Origin of the sequence: Methanobacterium spitsbergense (assembly GCF_019931065.1) — an archaeon.
Lineage (GTDB): Archaea > Methanobacteriota > Methanobacteria > Methanobacteriales > Methanobacteriaceae > Methanobacterium_B > Methanobacterium_B spitsbergense.
In genome coordinates this window covers 67,870-86,380 of record NZ_JAIOUQ010000007.1, presented here as the reverse complement: position 1 = coordinate 86,380, position 18,511 = coordinate 67,870, and the positions used below count along the sequence as shown (strand labels likewise).

Sequence of the window (18,511 nt, the reverse complement as noted above, 5' to 3'; positions counted from 1 at the left end):
GAGTGAAAATTATGGCTTTAATTTTAATTCGGGCAGAAGATCAAGGAAAACTTTTGAATACAATCGCAGACATTGAAAGACATGCAGGATTGAAAGTGGCTGGAAAGCCAAGGATATTAAACCCTAAAACTGCCGATGAAATTGCAGGAAAGATATTAAAACAAGAATTAAGATCAAAATCAGATATAGCAGTTCTTATTCGTGTAGAAGATGACACAACCAAAAGCATTGTTCATATAAGGAAGATACACCCTCCTGCCCATGTTATAGTAATTAGTGAGGAGTATGGTGAATTTAAAGATTTGGAACAATTATTTAATGGACTTACATACCTGAAGGGTTATTATTCCCATAAAAACAAAGGAAATTAAATTTAATACAATTTATTTTCAAAATTAAGTTATAAATACATATAAAAAAGTATAAAAAAAGAATTAAAGGTTCAAATAATTTTAATTTCTTTTTATTCGAGCAATATCTCCAATTGTGGATCCTTTAATTTTTGAATGACCCATTTCATCTGCTGAAACCTCATCTGTTTTTTCTATCAGAACAACATTCATTAATTTCTCTATTTTCTTTGCAAGCTTTAGATCCGGCACCATTTTACCTGATTCTATCCTTCCTACAACAGATGCTTTTTCATATATTTTCTCTGCAAGTTCTTCACGAGACCATCCTTTCTTCTCTCTTGCTTGCCTAACTATATCTTTAAAATTTTCAACAACTTCTTCGGCCGGTTCTCTTGGCCTTTGAACTCTCTTGGTTGCCCTACTGCCCCTTGGTGCTCCTGGTCTTTTGGGTTTTGGAGCTTCTCTCTGTATTTTACCAAATTTTGAGCATTCTTTACAAGTAAGCATTATTGAACCATCTATTTTAGTCTTCAGAGGTTCTTCCACTAATTTTTTTCCACATATCTCACATCTCATGACGATCCCTTTACACTTGTATCATTAATATAATCTCTACCCTTATATTTAAATATTATTAAGGACAATAAATTCAGTAAATAATATTAAGTCTTAGAGTATTATTTTTTTAAATAAAAGTTAGGAGTGAGCGAGGATCATGGAAAACATGTCCCCAAATGTATTGAAAAAGATTGAAGACCTTAAAACGGAGATAAAAATCCTAAAAGAGGATAACACTAAAACCAAACGCAACCTCATGTGGAAAGTTAGGAAGCTTGAAAAGGATAAGGTCCTGATCGAAAATGAGAAAATGAGGCTGGACAGAGAAGTAAAATCTCTTAGGGGAGAGATTGAAAGATTCAGATCACCTCCATTGGTAATAGCTACAATAACTGAAGTATTAGATGACGGTAGGGTAGTTGTAAAAAGCAGCACAGGCCCTAATTTTGTAATTGGATATTCACGATTCTTAGATGAAAAGTCACTTGAACCAGGTGTTCGTGTGGCCCTTAACCAGCAGACATTCAGTATAGTACATGTTCTGCCATCAGAAAAAGACCCTATTGTTACGGGCATGGAAGTAGATGAAAAACCTGACGTTGCATATGAACAGATAGGTGGATTAGAGGAACAAATAGTAGAAATTAAGGAAACTGTTGAATTACCTCTTAAAAAACCTGAACTGTTTATCAACATAGGTATTGAACCTCCAAAGGGAGTTCTGTTATATGGACCTCCAGGAACAGGAAAAACTCTTCTTGCAAAAGCAGTTGCACATGAAACAAATGCAACATTCATTAAGATAGTTGCATCTGAATTTGTTAAAAAATATATAGGTGAAGGTGCAAGACTAGTTAGAGGAGTATTTGAGCTTGCAAAGGAGAAATCCCCAAGTATTATATTCATTGACGAAATCGATGCAATAGCAGCAAAAAGACTGAAAAGTTCCACCAGCGGTGACAGAGAAGTTCAGAGAACTTTAATGCAACTGCTTGCTGAAATGGATGGTTTCGAAGGAAGGGGAGATGTTGGAATTGTTGCAGCAACCAACAGACCAGATATACTTGATCCTGCCCTGTTAAGACCTGGACGATTCGATAGATTCATCGAAGTTCCAATTCCAAATGAAGATGGTAGAATGGAAATATTAAAGATCCATACCAAAAAAATGACTTTGGAAGAAGATGTAGATATACGGCATATTGCATCACTTTCAGAAGGTGCTTCCGGTGCCGATCTAAAAGCAATATGTACTGAATCCGGTATGTTTGCAATAAGGGAAGAGAGATCTACTGTAACAATGAACGATTTCATGGACGCTGTTGACAAAATAGTAGGAATGGAACACGACGAAGAAATGAAAAAAGAAGCTGGAGTCATGTTTGGATAATTCCAAACTCCATTATTTTTCTTATTTTTTGACAATATAACAGATCAAGCCTGTGATGAACCCTATGAGCTCTGATCTATGATGACTGATGGGCGATCTGAGGCTAATTTTTAAATCCATTTTTATATCTTTAATTTAAAAATTCTCTTTTTAATCAATCTAAAAAAAATTATTCATTAACATTTTATCAAATAATTTTCAGTTATAAATTTTGATGTTGAATATGATTCAAAACATCAACAACATCTGTAAATGTTATCTCATTTTTAATTTCATTAACCACAGGCCTTTTAACTATTATTATTGGAATTTCTAAATCAATAGCAGCTGCTATTTTTGTTGAAGTACCTCCTGTCTCACCGCTTTCCTTGGTTACAGCTACTCCCACCCCATATTCTTGCATTAATGCCATGTTGAACTTCTTTGAAAATGTTCCCTGCATTGCAATAATATTCTCACTAGGAATTCCCATTTCAAGACATTTTTTCAGGGAATAAACTACTGGAAGTACTCTTGCAACCATGAACTGAGGATTGATCCATTTGATCATATAGTGAAGTGTTGAAACACCTGCAAAATGCATTACCCTGCAGTTAACATTTTCTTTAACAATTTCAATTGCTTTTTTGGCAGCTTCTTCGAACGAAGATACTTCAAACACTTGTTCGTGACCCGGAATTTCTATTGATGGCCTCTCAAAACGAATATACATTATACCTGAACTTTTGGCGGATTTTACAGCATTTAAACTTGCGTCAACTGCGAATGGGTGGGTAGCATCAATCAAAATATCAATCTCATTTACGGTTATAAGATCTTCGATTTCATGTATTCCCATTCGACCAACAATAATCTCATTTGCACCAGCTGTAACAGCAAGATCACCACCATATTTTGTTGTAGTGGTTGCAATTACTTCAATATCTTCAAGCTCTGCTAATTTACTTATAATTTTCACTGCATCAGAGGTACCGGCCATGACCATGACCTTCATTTTATCACCTTTTCACTAATAAATTCACTTAAAAATATGGTTGAAGCCACTAATAAAATGAGAAGCCAGTCCATTATTGTAATTCCGGTTGTTCTGAAGATCCCCTGCAAATAAGGCAAATAAATAACACATAACTGAAGCAAAAACGATGCTAAAACAGCTATTAATAAAGTTTTATTGGGGATCATTCCCTTTGCTTTGCAGTTGAAAACATTGAATATCTGGTACATCACAAATACAGTGAAAGCAATGGTCATTGCCGTTATTACACTTGCACCGCTGGACAATTCGTAGTAGTAAAGTAAAAGTGTGCCTACACTCATTACAATTCCTGCAATTCCAATCCTAATTAGGTTTCGCTTGGGTATGATGTTTCCGCTGCTTGGTGTCCTTTCCATTACTCCTGCTTCTGAAGGTTCAACACCCAGTGACTGAGCAGGAGGACCATCCATTATTATATTTATCCAAAGTATCTGTATTGGATTGAATGGTATTGGAAGACTAACAAGAGATGCGACTGTAATGGTTAATATAGCACCTATGTTTGTTGAAAGTTGAAATTTAACAAATCGTTTTATGTTATCAAATATGGTACGTCCCTCTTTAACAGCTTCAACGATTGTTGCAAAGTTATCGTCTTGAAGCAACATATCTGCAGATTCCTTGGCAACATCTGTACCAGAACCCATTGCAACACCTATAGCTGCTTTTTTAAGTGCCGGTGCATCATTTACACCATCCCCTGTCATGGCTACTACTTGTCCCTGTGATTTTAGAGCATCAACAATTCTAACTTTCTGTTCGGGGAAAACACGAGCATATACACTAACATTTTGAACCATATCTTTAAATTTATCATCATCAATTTTTTCAAGATCTGATCCGGTTAAAACTTTCCCACCCTTTAAAATACCTATTTCAGAAGCAATTGCAGCAGCAGTATCTTTGTTATCTCCTGTGATCATCACAACTTTGATCCCTGCTTTTTCACAGAGGGCAACTGCTTCTTTTGCCTCCTTTCTTGGTGGATCCATCATTCCCACCAATCCAACATATATCAGATCATTTTCAAGTGCTGCTTTATCATCAAACCCTTCATCAGGCCCCATATTTCTGTATGCCAAGGCCAAAACCCTCAGAGCTTCGGATGTCATTTCCTTAAGATCATCCAGTACTTCCATTCTATTTTCATCGGTTATCTGACTAAGTTCCCCATTTTCTTCAACCATGTTGCAGCGTTCAATGATAATCTCAGGAGCTCCCTTTGTAAGAACATATTTATCTCCATTAAATTCATTTACAGTTGTCATCCTCTTTCTTTCACTGTCCAGTGGTATTTCAAAAATTCTTTTATGCTTCGTTTCTAGTTCTTGTCTGTTGTATCCATTCTCATCAGCATAAACTAGCATTGCACCATCAGTTGGATCTCCTATTACTTTCCCATTGGATATACTCGAATTATTGCACAGTGCAGATATTTTGAATGCCATTTCAGGTGAGGTTATCTTTGTCTGGCGAACAGCCATCTTATTTTTTGTTAATGTACCGGTTTTATCTGTACAAATTGTTGTACAAGAACCCAATGTTTCCACTGCAAGTAATTTTCGTACGACTGCATTACTTTTAGCCATTCTCTGCATTCCAAGTGCAAGTGTAAGCGTCATTATTGCAGGTAATCCCTCTGGCACAGCAGCAACTGCAAGTGAAACTGCTGTCAAGAAGTTGGTTACTAATGGCACTCCCTTAAAGAATTGCAGCGTAAAAACACCGGTACAAACAACAATTGCTATTAAACCCATCAGTTTACCAAGGCCATGTATTCTATCTTGAAGAGGTGTTTTTTGCTCTTCACCCTGAATCATTTCAGCAATTTTACCTATGGCAGTATTCATTCCAATTTCAACTACAACACCCCTTGCTCGTCCTGAAGCTACATATGAATCCATAAAAGTAAGATTGGTAGTTTCATCTTCGGACAGTACATTTTCATCTTTTTTTGAAGGTTTTGATTCGCCGGTTAAAGCGGATTCATCCACCATAAGATCGTAGCTTTTTAATAATCTTAGGTCTGCAGGAATGTTGTCACCCTCTTCAAGTATAACAACATCCCCGATTGTAAGTTCGCTTGCAGTAATTTTCTTTGGTTCTCCATCACGAATAACTACAGCTTCTGAAGATGTCATGTTTTTAAGCTGTTCCATTGCATTTTCTGCACGATTTTCTTGTATAAAACTCACAACTGCATTTAAAATGACAACGATAAGTATTACAATTGCATCTATTATGTCTCCTATTAATGCAGCTGCTATAGCTGCAATTATAAGTAATATTATAAGGAAATCTTTGAACTGCCCCAAAAACTTGGTTATGGGTCCTGGTTTTTCTTCTTCAATCAGTTCATTTTTTCCATAAATATCTTGCCTTTTCTGTACTTCTCCACTGGTCAATCCATTATTGGTAGATTTTAATGAATTTAAAACATCTTCTGTATTTTTATTCTGCCATTTCATTATTACACTTCTGGTAAAAGATTGCTTTTTTGTAATTGATAAGTTTCATACCTTTATCTGGTTTTATAAATTCTGTTGATAATGGTTTTATAATTAGATCTGCACCTACCATTTCTGCAACCTTTTTTATATATGGCTGAAGTTCCTCAGGTGGGCGAATTGAATAGATCAATGAGGCATTCTTATATATATTTATGTTAGGGTTGGTTATATCATCAACAACAATTTGACCATGGTAAGGTTTAATATCTGTCATGATTATATCCATGTTAAGATATTCTTGCAGTGTAAGGGCAACCAATGGAAAACCTCCTACACCTACTTCAACTATTAAAGAAGCATTCCTATAGTTTGCTATGATATAATTTGAAAAATCTTTCCACATTTTTACCACGTTTACTGGAGAAATTCATGATAATAAGAGAATTTAAACGCCCAGACGTCAAAAGAGTCCTTGAAATTGAGATGGCGTCATTCAGTGATCCCTATCCTGCTAATATTCTTGTAGATATTTACAACCTGGGTGCAGGATTTCTTGTTGCCCAGGAAAATAATAGGGTAGTAGGATATATTATATTTTGGATCAAGTTTGAAGATGAAGGTCATATAATATCCATTGCAGTTGATAAAAGTTACAGAAGAATGGAAGTTGGCTCCAAATTAGTTGAAACAAGTCTGAATATCTTTAAGAAATATAATGTGAGAAAGATCAAACTAGAGGTAAGGGTTGGAAACAAAGGGGCCAGAAAATTTTATAGTAAAATGGGATTTAAAGAAGAAAAAATTGTTGAAGATTATTATGATGATAATGAAGACGCAGTTATTATGAGCCAGACTTGAATAATACTATTGGAATTAATAGAGTATTCTAATTAATGAATTTTTAAATATTTTATTATATAATTCTGAAATAATCTAATTAATAAACCAAGTAGAATAAACTACTGATCAAGATCTCATATAATAAATCTAATTAAGGATCAGTTATAAATTGAAGATGATCAAAGGCTTAGAATAAGTGATAATTTACTCAAATTTTGATTTACAATTAATTTAACCGGTGATGAAATGCTAAAAGAGGCTAAATTAGCTTTAGAAGATGGAACAATACTTAAAGGAGAAGGATTTGGCTTTGAAACAATTAAAACGGGAGAAGTGGTTTTTGCAACTGGAATGACCGGATACGTTGAGTCGCTTACAGACCCCTCTTACAAAGGGCAGATCCTAATGTCAACTTATCCATTACAAGGTAATTATGGGATATCTAAAGATTGGTTCCAGTCCGATGGGATAAAAGCAGAAGGATTTATAGTAAGGGAACAAAACAGCCATCCCTCCCACAGGCTCTCTGAAGAGAGTTTATCTGACTTTTTAGGTGAATATAAAATTCCAGGTATAAGCGGGATTGATACCAGGTTTCTTACACTTAAAATCAGACGTCACGGAGCCATTAAAGGAGCGATTTCAACACAGGAAATTGATGATGAAGAACTTTTGAAGCTAGCAGTTGAACAGGAAAATATCGAAAATATAGACCTTGTGGACAAAGTATCAGTTAAAAAACCTCAAATTTTGGGTGAAGAGTATAAACACAGAGCAGTGGTGCTTGACTGCGGTATAAAACGTAATAGTATAAACGCCCTCCTAAAACGGGATATAGGTGTTGTTGTTCTACCTTACAAAACTAGTTATAAAGAAATTTTAGATTATGATCCCGAGGCCATGCTTGTTTCAAGTGGGCCTGGAGATCCAACAAGAGTTACAGAGGCAGCTAATACAGTTAAAAATTTATCTGAGAAACTTCCAATATTTGGAATCTGTCTTGGTCAACAGATTATATCGTTAGCCTTCGGTGCAAAAATATATAAGATGAAATTCGGTCACAGGGGAATAAATCAACCAGTAAAAGATCTTAACACAGGTAAAGTTACTATAACCTCCCAAAACCATGGTTTCACAATTGATTCAGATTCGTGTAAAGATTTACCAATTAAAGTGACACAGATAAATCTTAACGATGGAACTGCTGAAGGACTGGAACATGAAGAACTTCCAATTTCTAGTGTACAGTACCATCCAGAAGCTGGCCCTGGACCTCATGACTCTGACCATTACTTCGACAATTTCCTCAATATATTAAAGAAATACTAAACTTAGAATATGTTAAAAGTACAATTTTTGATGATAAATAATAGGCAAATTAACAATTTAGGTTGAACTGTATAATCATAAAATAAAGTCATAAAAATTAATGATTTGAATTATAGGATTTATAAAGGTAGGATCGTAAATGCCAAGGGACAAAGACATAAAAAAAGTTCTTATCATAGGTTCAGGACCCATACAAATTGGTCAAGCTGCTGAATTTGATTATTCTGGATCTCAAGCTTGTAAATCTCTCATGGATGAGGGAATTGAAACAATACTTGTGAACAGCAATCCAGCAACCATACAAACAGATATAGATATGGCAGATACAGTATATGTGGAGCCACTGACACCGGAAATAGTTGCAAAGATCATTAAAAAAGAAAAACCAGATGCTATACTACCCACCATGGGCGGACAAACTGGTTTGAACGTTGCAACAGGCCTTGAAAAGATAGGTGCGTTAGAAGGGATCAAAGTCATAGGATCAACAGTTCAAACCATAAGAAATGTTGAAGATCGTGACCTATTTGGAAATTTCATGATGGAACTTGATGAACCAATACCCCATTGTAGGGCAGTTACAACAATTGACGAAGCCGTTGAAGCCGTTGGTAAAATAGGTTATCCAGTTATTGTTCGTCCAGCTTTCACATTAGGTGGAACAGGTGGGGGTGTTGCACACAACGAAGAAGAACTCATCGAGGTCGCTACAAGAGGTCTTGATATGAGTTTTATCAATCAAGTTCTCATTGATGAATCTGTGATTGGGTGGAAAGAATTTGAATATGAGGTAATGAGAGATAAAAACGATACTTGTATAATTGTTTGTAACATGGAAAACTTGGATCCCATGGGTATACATACAGGAGAGAGTGTAGTTGTTGCACCTTCACAAACACTTTCAGACGTTGATAATCAAAGATTAAGAAATGCATCTATTAAAATTATAAGAGCGTTACATATCCAAGGTGGCTGTAACATCCAATTTGCATTTAATTCTGAAACTGGAGAATACAAAGTTATTGAAGTCAATCCCCGGGTCAGTAGAAGCAGTGCATTGGCATCAAAAGCGACAGGTTACCCCATAGCCAAGATTTCAGCCAAAATAGCTGTAGGAATGACCCTTGACGAAATACAAAACGACATCACCAAGGAAACACCGGCTTCATTCGAACCTTCACTTGATTATGTTGTTGCAAAGATTCCTAGATGGCCATTTGATAAGTTCAAAGCCATAAAAAGGGAAATAGGTGTGCAGATGCAATCCACTGGTGAGGTTATGGCCATTGGTAGAACAATAGAGGAATCTCTTCACAAGGCAATAAGATCCCTTGATATTGGTAAATATGGATTTGTAGATGTTGAATATACCGATTCTCTATTAAAAAATGCAACAGATGAAAGAATTTTTCATTTATATACCGCTCTTAAATCAGGGCGTGATATAGATGATATTCATGACATTACACAGATAGATCGGTTTTTCCTGTACAAAATACAGAGTATTGTTGATTTTGAAAATTATTTAAGGAATTTAGATGCAGATGAAATTCTCAAACCAGAAATTCTTATAAAAGCTAAAAGAATGGGATTCTCTGATGTAATATTATCCGATATAACTGGATTTCCTGAGAAATTAATAAGAGACCACAGAAGAAAAACTGGAATTGTTCCTACCTACAAAATGGTTGATACATGCGCAGCAGAGTTTGAAGCTAAAACACCATATTACTATGGAACCTACGAAGGCGAAGATGAAGTGGCAGTATCAGACAATAAAAAAGTTGTTATTATTGGAGCAGGACCCATAAGGATTGGTCAGGGAATAGAATTTGATTACTGTTGTGTTCATGCTTCAAAGGCATTGAAAGATGAAGGAATAGAAACCATTATTATAAATAATAATCCCGAAACAGTTAGTACGGATTACGACATCTCCAACAAACTTTACTTCGAGCCATTGACACTCGAAGATGTAATGAACATAATGGACAAAGAGAATCCAGATGGAGTTGTTGTTCAATTTGGAGGCCAAACTTCCATAAATTTGGCAGTTCCACTGGCTGAAGAAGGTATTCATATACTTGGAACTGCACATGAAAGCATTGATCGTGTGGAGGATCGAGAACGTTTTACTGAAGTTCTAAATTTACTGGATATTCCTCAAGCAGAATATGGTATTGCATACTCTTTTGAAGATGCCCGCATTGTAGCAGAAAGAATAGGATTTCCAGTACTTGTAAGACCTTCCTATGTTCTTGGTGGAAGAGCTATGGAAATTGTTTACGATGACACAGAACTCAAAAAGTACATGAAAGAAGCTGTGAAAATTTCTCCAGAACATCCCATCCTTGTTGACAAATTCCTTGAAGATGCTATTGAAATCGATGTTGATGCACTTTCTGATGGAGAAACTGTCTTCATAGGAGGTATAATGGAGCATATAGAAGAAGCAGGAGTTCATTCTGGAGATTCTGCATGCGTAATGCCTCCTCAAAGTATTTCGGAAGATATTCTTAAAACCATTAAAGAATACACAACCCGACTGGCACTTGAACTTGATGTTATTGGGCTCATGAATATCCAATATGCTGTTAAAACAGATAAAGTGTACATAATTGAAGCCAATCCGCGAGCAAGTAGAACAGTTCCATTTGTAAGTAAAGCAGTGGGAGTACCACTTGCAAAAATAGCTGCCAAATTAATGGTTGGATACAAACTCAAAGACTTATGCTTAGTTGATGATATCAAAATTAAACACGTTGCAGTCAAAGAATCAATATTCCCATTCATAAAGTTACCTGCAGCAGATTCTGTGCTTGGACCTGAAATGAAATCCACAGGAGAAAGCATGGGAATAGATGAAAATTTCGGTGTTTCCTACTACAAAGCCTTGCTCTCAGCAGGTATGGAATTACCTAAAAAAGGAAAATTATTCATCAGTGTGAGGGATTCTGATAAAAATAGTATAAGAGATATTGTTGAAAAGGCAGAAACTCTTGGATTTGAACTCGTTGCAACAAGCGGAACTGCTGAAGCTGTTGAAAACCATGTTAAAATAGATAAAATTCGAAAAGTGAGCGAAGGTTCTCCAAATATTAGAGATGCTGTAGTCAATGGAGAAATAGACCTAATAATCAACACACCTTCAGGAAAGCAATCAGCTGACGATGGTTATTATATCCGAAGAATGGCCGTTGAACTGGGAATACCTTATGTAACAACTCTCGCAGGCGCACGTGCAGTACTAACCGCTATTGAACATGTTAAAGAAGGAGAAATTGGAGTCAAATCTCTTAACGAATATCATGACCAGCTCTAAATTTATTTCTGCTATTAATTTAAAATATTTAATTCTTTTTTAGAATTAACACACAATTAAAAATTTAAATATTTTTTTTAATTCATTGTTTTGTTTAACTAAATACTGGCTTATTTTAACGTTCTGAAAAATACTAAAACTAATAAATACTACAATAAAAATACTTTAATCTAATGATCACAATCAAAAATGCTCATGTTCTATACGGTGAGAACATGGACGTACGAAAATCAAACATAATAATTGAAGACAATGAAATTGTAGAAGTGTCCGAAAAACTTTTAAAAGGTAGAATAATAGATGGGAAAGGCTGTGTTGCAGCACCATCCCTTATTAATTCCCATGTTCATATGGGCGACTCAGTTGCAAAGGATGTGGGAGATGGTTATCCCATAGACCAAATAGTAAAACCGCCAAACGGAATAAAACACCGTATACTTGCTGAAACATCTTCTCAGAATATTATCGATGCAATGCAAAGTACAATAGATTTAATGTTTCAAACAGGTACTACAACTTTTGTTGATTTCAGAGAAGGAGGATTTAAAGGTATTGATCTGCTAAGAAAAGCTGCAGAAGGTATTCCCATAAGAAAAATAGTTCTGGGAAGACATGAATCTTTCTATAATTCCAATAATTCATCACAACTTGAAAGAACAGTAGAAATGATTCTTAAATCTTGTGATGGAATAGGTTTAAGTGGATTTGGTGAAATTGACGACGAAGTTGCATCCACTATAACAGAAATTTGCAGGAAAGAATCCAAATTATCTTCCATACATGTTGCTGAGTACGAGGAACTTCAGATGAATTCACTGGAATTAACCGGTGAAACCGAAGTTGAAAGGGCCTTGAAGGCGGGTTTTGATCTACTTGTACATGTTACATCACCATTAAACGATGATTTGAAACTTATTAGTGAAACAGGAACCCCTATTGTCTCATGCCCTAGATCCAATGGTTCTCTTGGAGTTGGGATTCCTCCTCTTAAAGAAATGTTAGATCTAGGAATAAGTGTAAGTCTGGGAACCGACAACTTGATGTTCAACTCCCCTAATATGTTTACAGAGATGGAATTCGCACTTAAAATAACAAGGGCCTATTACAGAGAATATATTCCTCCAGTTGAGGTATTTAAGATGGCAACAATAAATCCTGCTAGAGCCTTAGGACTCAATATTGGTACAATAGAAGAGGGTAAATTGGCAGATATAATGCTTGTAAGTGGATTGTCTGGAGATCCAATCCTTTCCCTAATAAATAGAACCGAAACCCAAAACATAAATGCTTTAATTAAAGAGGGTAATATTGTATTTGAAAGATAATTATCCACAATCGGTAATAACAAATTTTTGTAAAAAGAGAATTTTTACATTGAATGAACCAATATGATCATAGAAATATATTCCAATTAAGTAGAAAAAATAATAAAATTGATGATACCATGTTAAATATTAAACTTTTCAGAGAAAATCCTGATTTAATTCGTGAATCAGAAAAGAAGCGTTTTAGAACAACCGAAAACGTTGATAAAGTCATTGAATTTGATTCAAAATGGAGAAATGGACTAAAAAGATTGAATGATCTTCGTGCAGAAAGGAATAAACTATCACATTCGTTTAATGAAGCACGAAAACAGGGTAAAGATGAATTAAAGAAACTTCAAATCAGGGCAAAGGAAGTTTCAACTGAAATTGCACAACTAGAACCAATGATCGCTGAATTTATATCAAAAAGGGATGAATATCGTTACAAAGTGGGAAATATTGTTGACGATGATGTTCCAATATCAGAAACTGAAGATGATAATTTAATAATTTCTGAAGAAGGTAAAATTCCTAATTTTAATTTTAAACCATCCAACCATGTCGATCTGATTGAAGGAATTGATGGGGCAGAATTTAAACGTGCAGCTGAAATTTCAGGCTCCCGTTTCTATTATTTAAAGGCAGATATGGTCTACTTAAATATGGCATTACTTAAATTTGCCATGGATATACTGTCTGAAAAGGGTTTTACTCCATTTCAAACACCTTTTTTTATTAAACATGATGTAATTAAAGAAACAGCAGAACTTGCAGATTTTGAGGAAACCCTTTATAAGGTCGAGGATGAAGACCTTTTCATGATAGCAACCTCAGAACAAACATTAGCTGCTCTTCATAGAGGGGAAATAATCGATGAAAGAACATTGCCTCGTAAATACTGCGGTATTTCATCTTGTTTTAGGAGAGAAGCTGGATCTCATGGTAGGGATACTCTAGGAATATTCAGGGTCCACCAGTTCGAAAAAATTGAACAATTCGTTTTTTCCAATGAAGAACAATCTAAGGATATCCATGAGGAATTATTGAAAAATGCTGAAATTATCTATAAAAAGCTTGGAATTCCATACAGGATAGTTTCTATTGTTTCTTCAGAGTTAAATGATAATGCTTCAAAAAAATATGATCTTGAGGGCTGGTTTCCTGGTTCAGGTACTTACAGAGAACTAGTTTCATGCACCAACTGCAGAGATTATCAAGCTCGTAAATTAAACACCCGTTATGGAATTCAGGGAGATTCAGAATCTCTAAAAATGTGCCACACATTAAACAGTACCGCAATTGCAACAGAAAGAGCTATTTGCTGTATTCTAGAAAACTATCAACAAGAAGATGGATCTATACTTATTCCTGAAGTTTTGATCCCATACATGAATGGCAAAACTGTTATTGAAATTTAAAAGTATTTAATCTATTCAAATATTGAGGTTTTAATTATTATATTATTTTTTTTGATCATAAAATTTAATATAATACACTCTCTATATAGTATCAAGATCATGTGAATTGATGTAAATTATGATTTAATTTGTTGCTGAAAATTATTTAGGGGTGCAATAATTGTCCGATTCAAAGATTTTAGTTGTTGAAGATGAGATCATTGTGGCAGCTGATTTAAAAAATAAACTGGAAAAAATGGGTTACACCATAATTGGTACAGCAACTACTGGACATGATGCTGTAAAAAAAGCTGGAGAAACAAAACCAGATCTTGTTTTAATGGACATAATGCTGAAGGGTGAAATGGATGGAATTGATGCTGCACAACAAATACGTGACTTATATGATATTCCCATTGTGTATTTAACAGCTTATTTTGATGATGAAACATTGGAACGTGCCAAAGTAACAGAACCATTTGGCTATATCCTAAAACCGTTCGAAGACATGGGAATACAAAGCGTTATAGAAATGGCAATTTATAAACACCAAGTAGAGCAGAGATTAAAAAAACAGGCTAAAATATTAAAATTCTCCAATGAAATGTTAAATGAAATAAATGAACAATAAAAATTAGTACCCTACTTTAAATAATCATCTTGAACTGGTTTATTTTGTAAATATAAAATCTAATAATTAAATGCAAGAATAAAACATATTCAAGCTAATTGGTTGATAATATAAGTTTTTATGAATGAAAATTTTAAATTGAATATTTATATGATATGACAACCAAATAACCATAGAATTCATTAAGATTTATAAAGTACTCAAAAGGTGTACTGTATTAATAATTCATAAGAGGTGAACCAATGTACAAAAAAATACTTCTACCCACAGATGGTTCTGAGTACGCAAACAAAGCAGCTGAACATGCTATATGGATTGCTCGCGCAAGTGGTGCAGAAATTATTGCATTAAATGTTATAGAAACATCTTCACTAGTTGGATTACCTGCAGAAGATCTTATTGTGAGGATTAAGGAAATGCTGAAAGAAGAAGGACGAGTTGCACTTGAACACATCTTTGAGATGGCCACTAAAGAAAATTTAGAGGAAGGAGATTTAAAAGTTACCCTAAAAACAAAAGAAGGTTCTCCTGCAGATGTGATACTTAAAACAATTGATAAAGAGGATATTGATCTAGTTGTTATGGGAACTTCTGGTAAGCATGGATTGGATAGATTTTTACTTGGAAGCGTAACAGAAAAGGTAGTTAGATCTGCAAAGTGTCCTGTTTTAGCTGTGCATATTGAATAAATGAAGTAAATAAATGATTTTTTTATTGATCTTCACCTATTAATTTTATTTTATGGCTGGTGTTAAGAAATGTTTGTAAAAGAGATAATGGCCGAAGATATATATTTTGTCCATGTACCAGGTAACCGTACCCACGCCCTGGAAATTATGAGAGAAAAAAAAGTATCAGGATTGCCTGTAGTAAAAAATGGAACTAATGAACTTGTTGGAGTTCTTACAAGGACAGATCTGGTTGAAAACCCGGATGAGGAACAAATAGCACTTATAATGACTAGAAATATCGTAACCGCATCTCCTGATGATGATGTAAAGGAGGTTGCAGCCAAGATGATAGAAAATAATATCAGAAGGGTTCCAATCGTAGAGGAAGGACAACTAGTAGGTCTTGTAACTGCTTCAGATTTAATAAATAAAGCATTATGGAAAATGGATATCCAGGTTCCAGCTGAAAACTATATGATCCAAAATATTCCAACCAGCTGGGAAGGAACACCATTGAATGTTGCATTTGAGATAATGAGATATTACAAACTTAAGGTGCTTCTTGGACTGAATAATGATGGTAAAATTTCAGGAATACTCACAGAAACTGATTTTATAGAGGAAAGTGAAGTTGTATCTGAGAGAACAGTGCACAACACTTCTGTAGGCACAGAAGGGGACAAATGGTCTTGGGACAGTAAGAGTGTACTTTATGTTATAAAAAATCATCTTAAATTCAGTGACAAAACAATCAAAGATGTTGCCAATACCGAGTTGGTTATTGTCACCACAAAAACCTCTGTACAAGAATGTGCAAATAAAATGAGACAACGGAATATAGAACAGATCCCTGTAATAGATGTTGAAGGAGATCTTGTTGGACTAGTGAGAGCTGTTGACTTAATTAAAGCTATAAGCGATTAAAATGTCAGAAACGCCTATAATTAAAATAAAATCAGATCCTGAAACCATTAGGATTGTCGCCAAGAGAAAGGGTGATGTTTCGATACAGACAATCAACCTCAGAATAATAATGGCAAATCTCTGGTGGGAGGGATCTCCTGAACTTGAAACCTTTTTCAATGTCATGGAACTAACCATAAAAAGAGCTTTGAACGAGGTTTATCCCCATAATAAAATGAGTATAGACTACAAATTTTGTGCAAATGATGCACTTGAAGATGCATCAGAAATTATTGTGGAAATCACCGATATAAAAGCAGATGATGTGGATGTGGATATTGGGGGAAGGTTTATAACTCTTGGCGGAACTGATTCCAGGGGATTCTTCAAGAAAATGACAAGTTTCCGAAGGAAATTCACTGAAGAAGTACATAAAGAAATTTAAGATCCAACTTCAATAATTAAATCCAAATATCTTTTTTTTATTTTATTATTTGAATGGCTTTTTATTCTTAAATTAAGTTTAGATATTTCTTCTTATACTTGGCAACACTTCTGTAAGCAAATTTTCAGCATCTTCCTTATTTATTACACGTCTTGCAACTACTTTTCCCGTTTTAAATACTGTAACATTTCTATCCTCGATTTCTAACATTGCAATTCCCATCTCAACTGAACATTTCACATTTCCAACCTTTTTTAGTTGTTCACATGTTTCTTTTATATTTATAGTATATGGGAGCTCTGTTTCAAACATTATCTTATGTTCCTCATCTTTACATGGTTTGTAAACAACTAGCTCCTTCTTTGAATTACCATATTCACCAATGTTAAGTGTAACTTTTTTAAATCCTACCGCTTTTAATTCAGAATCAATATGATTTAGAATTCCAGATTTAAGGATTTTTCCAATATTTTCTAGTTCTATGAGTGCAACACCATCTTGATCCCTTACTCGAACTATTTCAGACCCGGAAAGCCCCTTCAAAAGAGATTCAGCATATTTTATTCTGTTGATTTTTTTTGGTGTTATCTCGCTGTTTTTTGATATTCTAGTTGCCATGCACGTTGTTGATTTAGAGTAATTTATTTTAAAGCTTTCAAGAGCGTTTTTAACATCCTCAGCAGTGAAACCTGCTATAACAAGTGGACTTTTGATGTTTTTATTGTAATTAACCATTATTCCAGGTCTATCTTCTAATAGATCGCTGATATTGGTTCCATCCACAACTTCAAAATTATCTTCTTCAGCAATCTCCATTAATTTAGAGTACATTTTATTTTTACAGATATAACATCTGTTTCGAGGGTTGGATCGGAATGCTTCATCTTCTAAGAAATCTTCTTTTACAACTGAATGTTCGATACCGATCTCCTTTGCAATTTTCATTGCATTTCCAATAAAATCTGATGGCATTACACCATTATCTATAGTTACTGCTATTGATTCCTTGGACATCTTATGGGCTATAAATGCAATCAAGGAGCTGTCTGCTCCTCCTGAAAATGCAACAAGCAACTTCTTGTCCTTCAGATAATCCTTAAGTTTTTCGAGTTTCACTTCAACTTCCATTGGATATCATCCTTTTCAATAATAAAAATAATAATGTTTTTAATATTTAAACAAATATTTGATTTATTTAATCTAATCTAGATATTAGAGTTTTTTTACATATTTTAGAACAGCAATAGCATCTTCCTTCTTAACGTCTATAGTATTATCCTTTAAAAATTTTTGTATAAGTTTTTTTCTTTTTTCTTCAATATCTACTTCTTTTAAAACTTTATTATAATTTCTTTTGGGATAGTAAATTGATTTTGCAGTTTTTATCAAAGTTTCAAAATCTGATTTATTGATTATTCCTTTGGCCATAGCTGCTTTAAATGTGTAATTCATACTTATAAATGCTTCAGAGAGTTGTTCAAATGTTTCAGGGTTGATCACCACCGCTACATCATCATCAGATTCGATAACTCCCTTCCTGTAATCACGATAAACCATACCTACACCAACCATTCCAAAATCATCCAGCTCAGACGCCCTTAAAGCACCCATACTGGCACCTCCAACCACAATAACTCCCTTTTTAATTGCTTCCATTATCTCTTTATGGGAGACTGCTGGTGCTTTATGGAAAACACCATCTATAATAACAATTATATCCGGATTATCCCTCAAAGCTTTTATTACATCATCTCTTGCTACGGGAGGCCTATAATCTGCTTCAAGAAATTCTTTCGCTTCTGTTGGTTGCAAAGAAGGGCCTGTGAATACTATGATATTTTTATTTTTATTTTCATGTTTCAAGCATAAAACTCCATTA

17 protein-coding genes are annotated in these 18,511 nt (G+C 34.5%); 11 read left to right on the top strand and 6 right to left on the bottom strand.

Annotated elements, in window-relative coordinates; all coding sequences use genetic code 11:
* Window positions 1-11 precede the first annotated feature (11 nt).
* Window positions 12-371: a DUF356 domain-containing protein gene (locus K8N75_RS06020; protein ID WP_223791197.1), complete on the top strand. Its 360-nt coding sequence runs from the start codon at window positions 12-14 to the stop codon at window positions 369-371.
* Window positions 372-452: 81 nt separating this feature from the next.
* Here the strand turns inward: K8N75_RS06020 and K8N75_RS06015 are convergent, their stop codons facing one another.
* Window positions 453-929 carry a multiprotein bridging factor aMBF1 gene (locus tag K8N75_RS06015; RefSeq protein ID WP_223791196.1) on the bottom strand — a complete coding sequence of 159 codons (477 nt, stop codon included), beginning with the start codon at window positions 927-929 and terminating at the stop codon, window positions 453-455.
* A 139-nt stretch (window positions 930-1,068) separates the two neighbouring features.
* Here K8N75_RS06015 and K8N75_RS06010 point away from each other — a divergent pair, with 139 nt between their 5' ends.
* Window positions 1,069-2,301 carry a proteasome-activating nucleotidase gene (locus tag K8N75_RS06010; RefSeq protein WP_223791195.1) on the top strand — a complete coding sequence of 411 codons (1,233 nt, stop codon included), beginning with the start codon at window positions 1,069-1,071 and terminating at the stop codon, window positions 2,299-2,301.
* Window positions 2,302-2,503: 202 nt separating this feature from the next.
* Here K8N75_RS06010 and cobK read toward each other — a convergent pair whose 3' ends face one another.
* Genes cobK through K8N75_RS05995 form a run of 3 tightly spaced genes read right to left on the bottom strand, consistent with a single transcriptional unit; the run spans window position 2,504 to window position 6,190 of the window.
* Window positions 2,504-3,295 carry a precorrin-6A reductase gene (gene cobK, locus K8N75_RS06005; RefSeq protein WP_223791194.1) on the bottom strand — a complete coding sequence of 264 codons (792 nt, stop codon included), beginning with the start codon at window positions 3,293-3,295 and terminating at the stop codon, window positions 2,504-2,506.
* Window positions 3,292-5,805, bottom strand: a complete 2,514-nt coding sequence (locus tag K8N75_RS06000; protein WP_223791193.1) for a calcium-translocating P-type ATPase, PMCA-type — start codon at window positions 5,803-5,805, stop codon at window positions 3,292-3,294. The genes cobK and K8N75_RS06000 overlap by 4 nt, the downstream gene beginning before the upstream one ends.
* A complete protein-coding gene (locus K8N75_RS05995) occupies window positions 5,789-6,190 on the bottom strand; it encodes a UPF0146 family protein (RefSeq protein WP_223791192.1) in 402 nt (133 codons plus the stop codon). The genes K8N75_RS06000 and K8N75_RS05995 overlap by 17 nt, the downstream gene beginning before the upstream one ends.
* Window positions 6,191-6,216: 26 nt before the next feature.
* On the opposite strand from K8N75_RS05995, the gene rimI reads away from it, so the two are divergent.
* The 9 genes from rimI (at window position 6,217) to K8N75_RS05950 (ending at window position 16,632) form a co-directional block, all read left to right on the top strand.
* Window positions 6,217-6,645, top strand: coding sequence for a ribosomal protein S18-alanine N-acetyltransferase (gene rimI / locus K8N75_RS05990; protein ID WP_223791191.1), 429 nt, complete (start codon window positions 6,217-6,219; stop codon window positions 6,643-6,645).
* Between the two features lie 228 nt (window positions 6,646-6,873).
* Window positions 6,874-7,956: a glutamine-hydrolyzing carbamoyl-phosphate synthase small subunit gene (carA, locus tag K8N75_RS05985; protein WP_223791190.1), complete on the top strand. Its 1,083-nt coding sequence runs from the start codon at window positions 6,874-6,876 to the stop codon at window positions 7,954-7,956.
* A gap of 139 nt (window positions 7,957-8,095) precedes the next feature.
* Window positions 8,096-11,278, top strand: a complete 3,183-nt coding sequence (carB, locus tag K8N75_RS05980; RefSeq protein WP_223791189.1) for a carbamoyl-phosphate synthase large subunit — start codon at window positions 8,096-8,098, stop codon at window positions 11,276-11,278.
* Window positions 11,279-11,451: 173 nt separating this feature from the next.
* Entirely contained in the window at window positions 11,452-12,603 is a 1,152-nt protein-coding gene (locus tag K8N75_RS05975) for an amidohydrolase family protein (RefSeq protein ID WP_223791188.1), read from the top strand.
* Window positions 12,604-12,722: 119 nt separating this feature from the next.
* On the top strand, window positions 12,723-14,003 hold the full coding sequence (gene serS, locus K8N75_RS05970) for a serine--tRNA ligase (protein ID WP_223791187.1): 1,281 nt from the start codon (window positions 12,723-12,725) through the stop codon (window positions 14,001-14,003).
* Between the two features lie 160 nt (window positions 14,004-14,163).
* On the top strand, window positions 14,164-14,613 hold the full coding sequence (locus tag K8N75_RS05965) for a response regulator (RefSeq protein ID WP_223791186.1): 450 nt from the start codon (window positions 14,164-14,166) through the stop codon (window positions 14,611-14,613).
* Window positions 14,614-14,855: 242 nt separating this feature from the next.
* Window positions 14,856-15,302: a universal stress protein gene (locus tag K8N75_RS05960; protein WP_048189907.1), complete on the top strand. Its 447-nt coding sequence runs from the start codon at window positions 14,856-14,858 to the stop codon at window positions 15,300-15,302.
* A 69-nt stretch (window positions 15,303-15,371) separates the two neighbouring features.
* The gene (locus K8N75_RS05955) at window positions 15,372-16,208 is read left to right on the top strand and encodes a CBS domain-containing protein (RefSeq protein ID WP_223791185.1); all 837 of its coding nucleotides are present in this window, start codon (window positions 15,372-15,374) and stop codon (window positions 16,206-16,208) included.
* A gap of 1 nt (window position 16,209) precedes the next feature.
* Entirely contained in the window at window positions 16,210-16,632 is a 423-nt protein-coding gene (locus K8N75_RS05950; protein WP_223791184.1) for a hypothetical protein, read from the top strand.
* Window positions 16,633-16,710: 78 nt separating this feature from the next.
* On the opposite strand, the gene larE is transcribed toward K8N75_RS05950, so the two are convergent.
* Together larE and K8N75_RS05940 are read right to left on the bottom strand one after the other, a co-directional pair.
* Window positions 16,711-17,760 (bottom strand): ATP-dependent sacrificial sulfur transferase LarE, encoded by a 1,050-nt coding sequence (gene larE / locus K8N75_RS05945; protein WP_223791183.1) that lies wholly within the window; start codon window positions 17,758-17,760, stop codon window positions 16,711-16,713.
* 84 nt (window positions 17,761-17,844) lie between these two features.
* Window positions 17,845-18,495, bottom strand: a complete 651-nt coding sequence (locus K8N75_RS05940; RefSeq protein WP_223791182.1) for a TfuA-related McrA-glycine thioamidation protein — start codon at window positions 18,493-18,495, stop codon at window positions 17,845-17,847.
* Window positions 18,496-18,511: the final 16 nt, after the last annotated feature.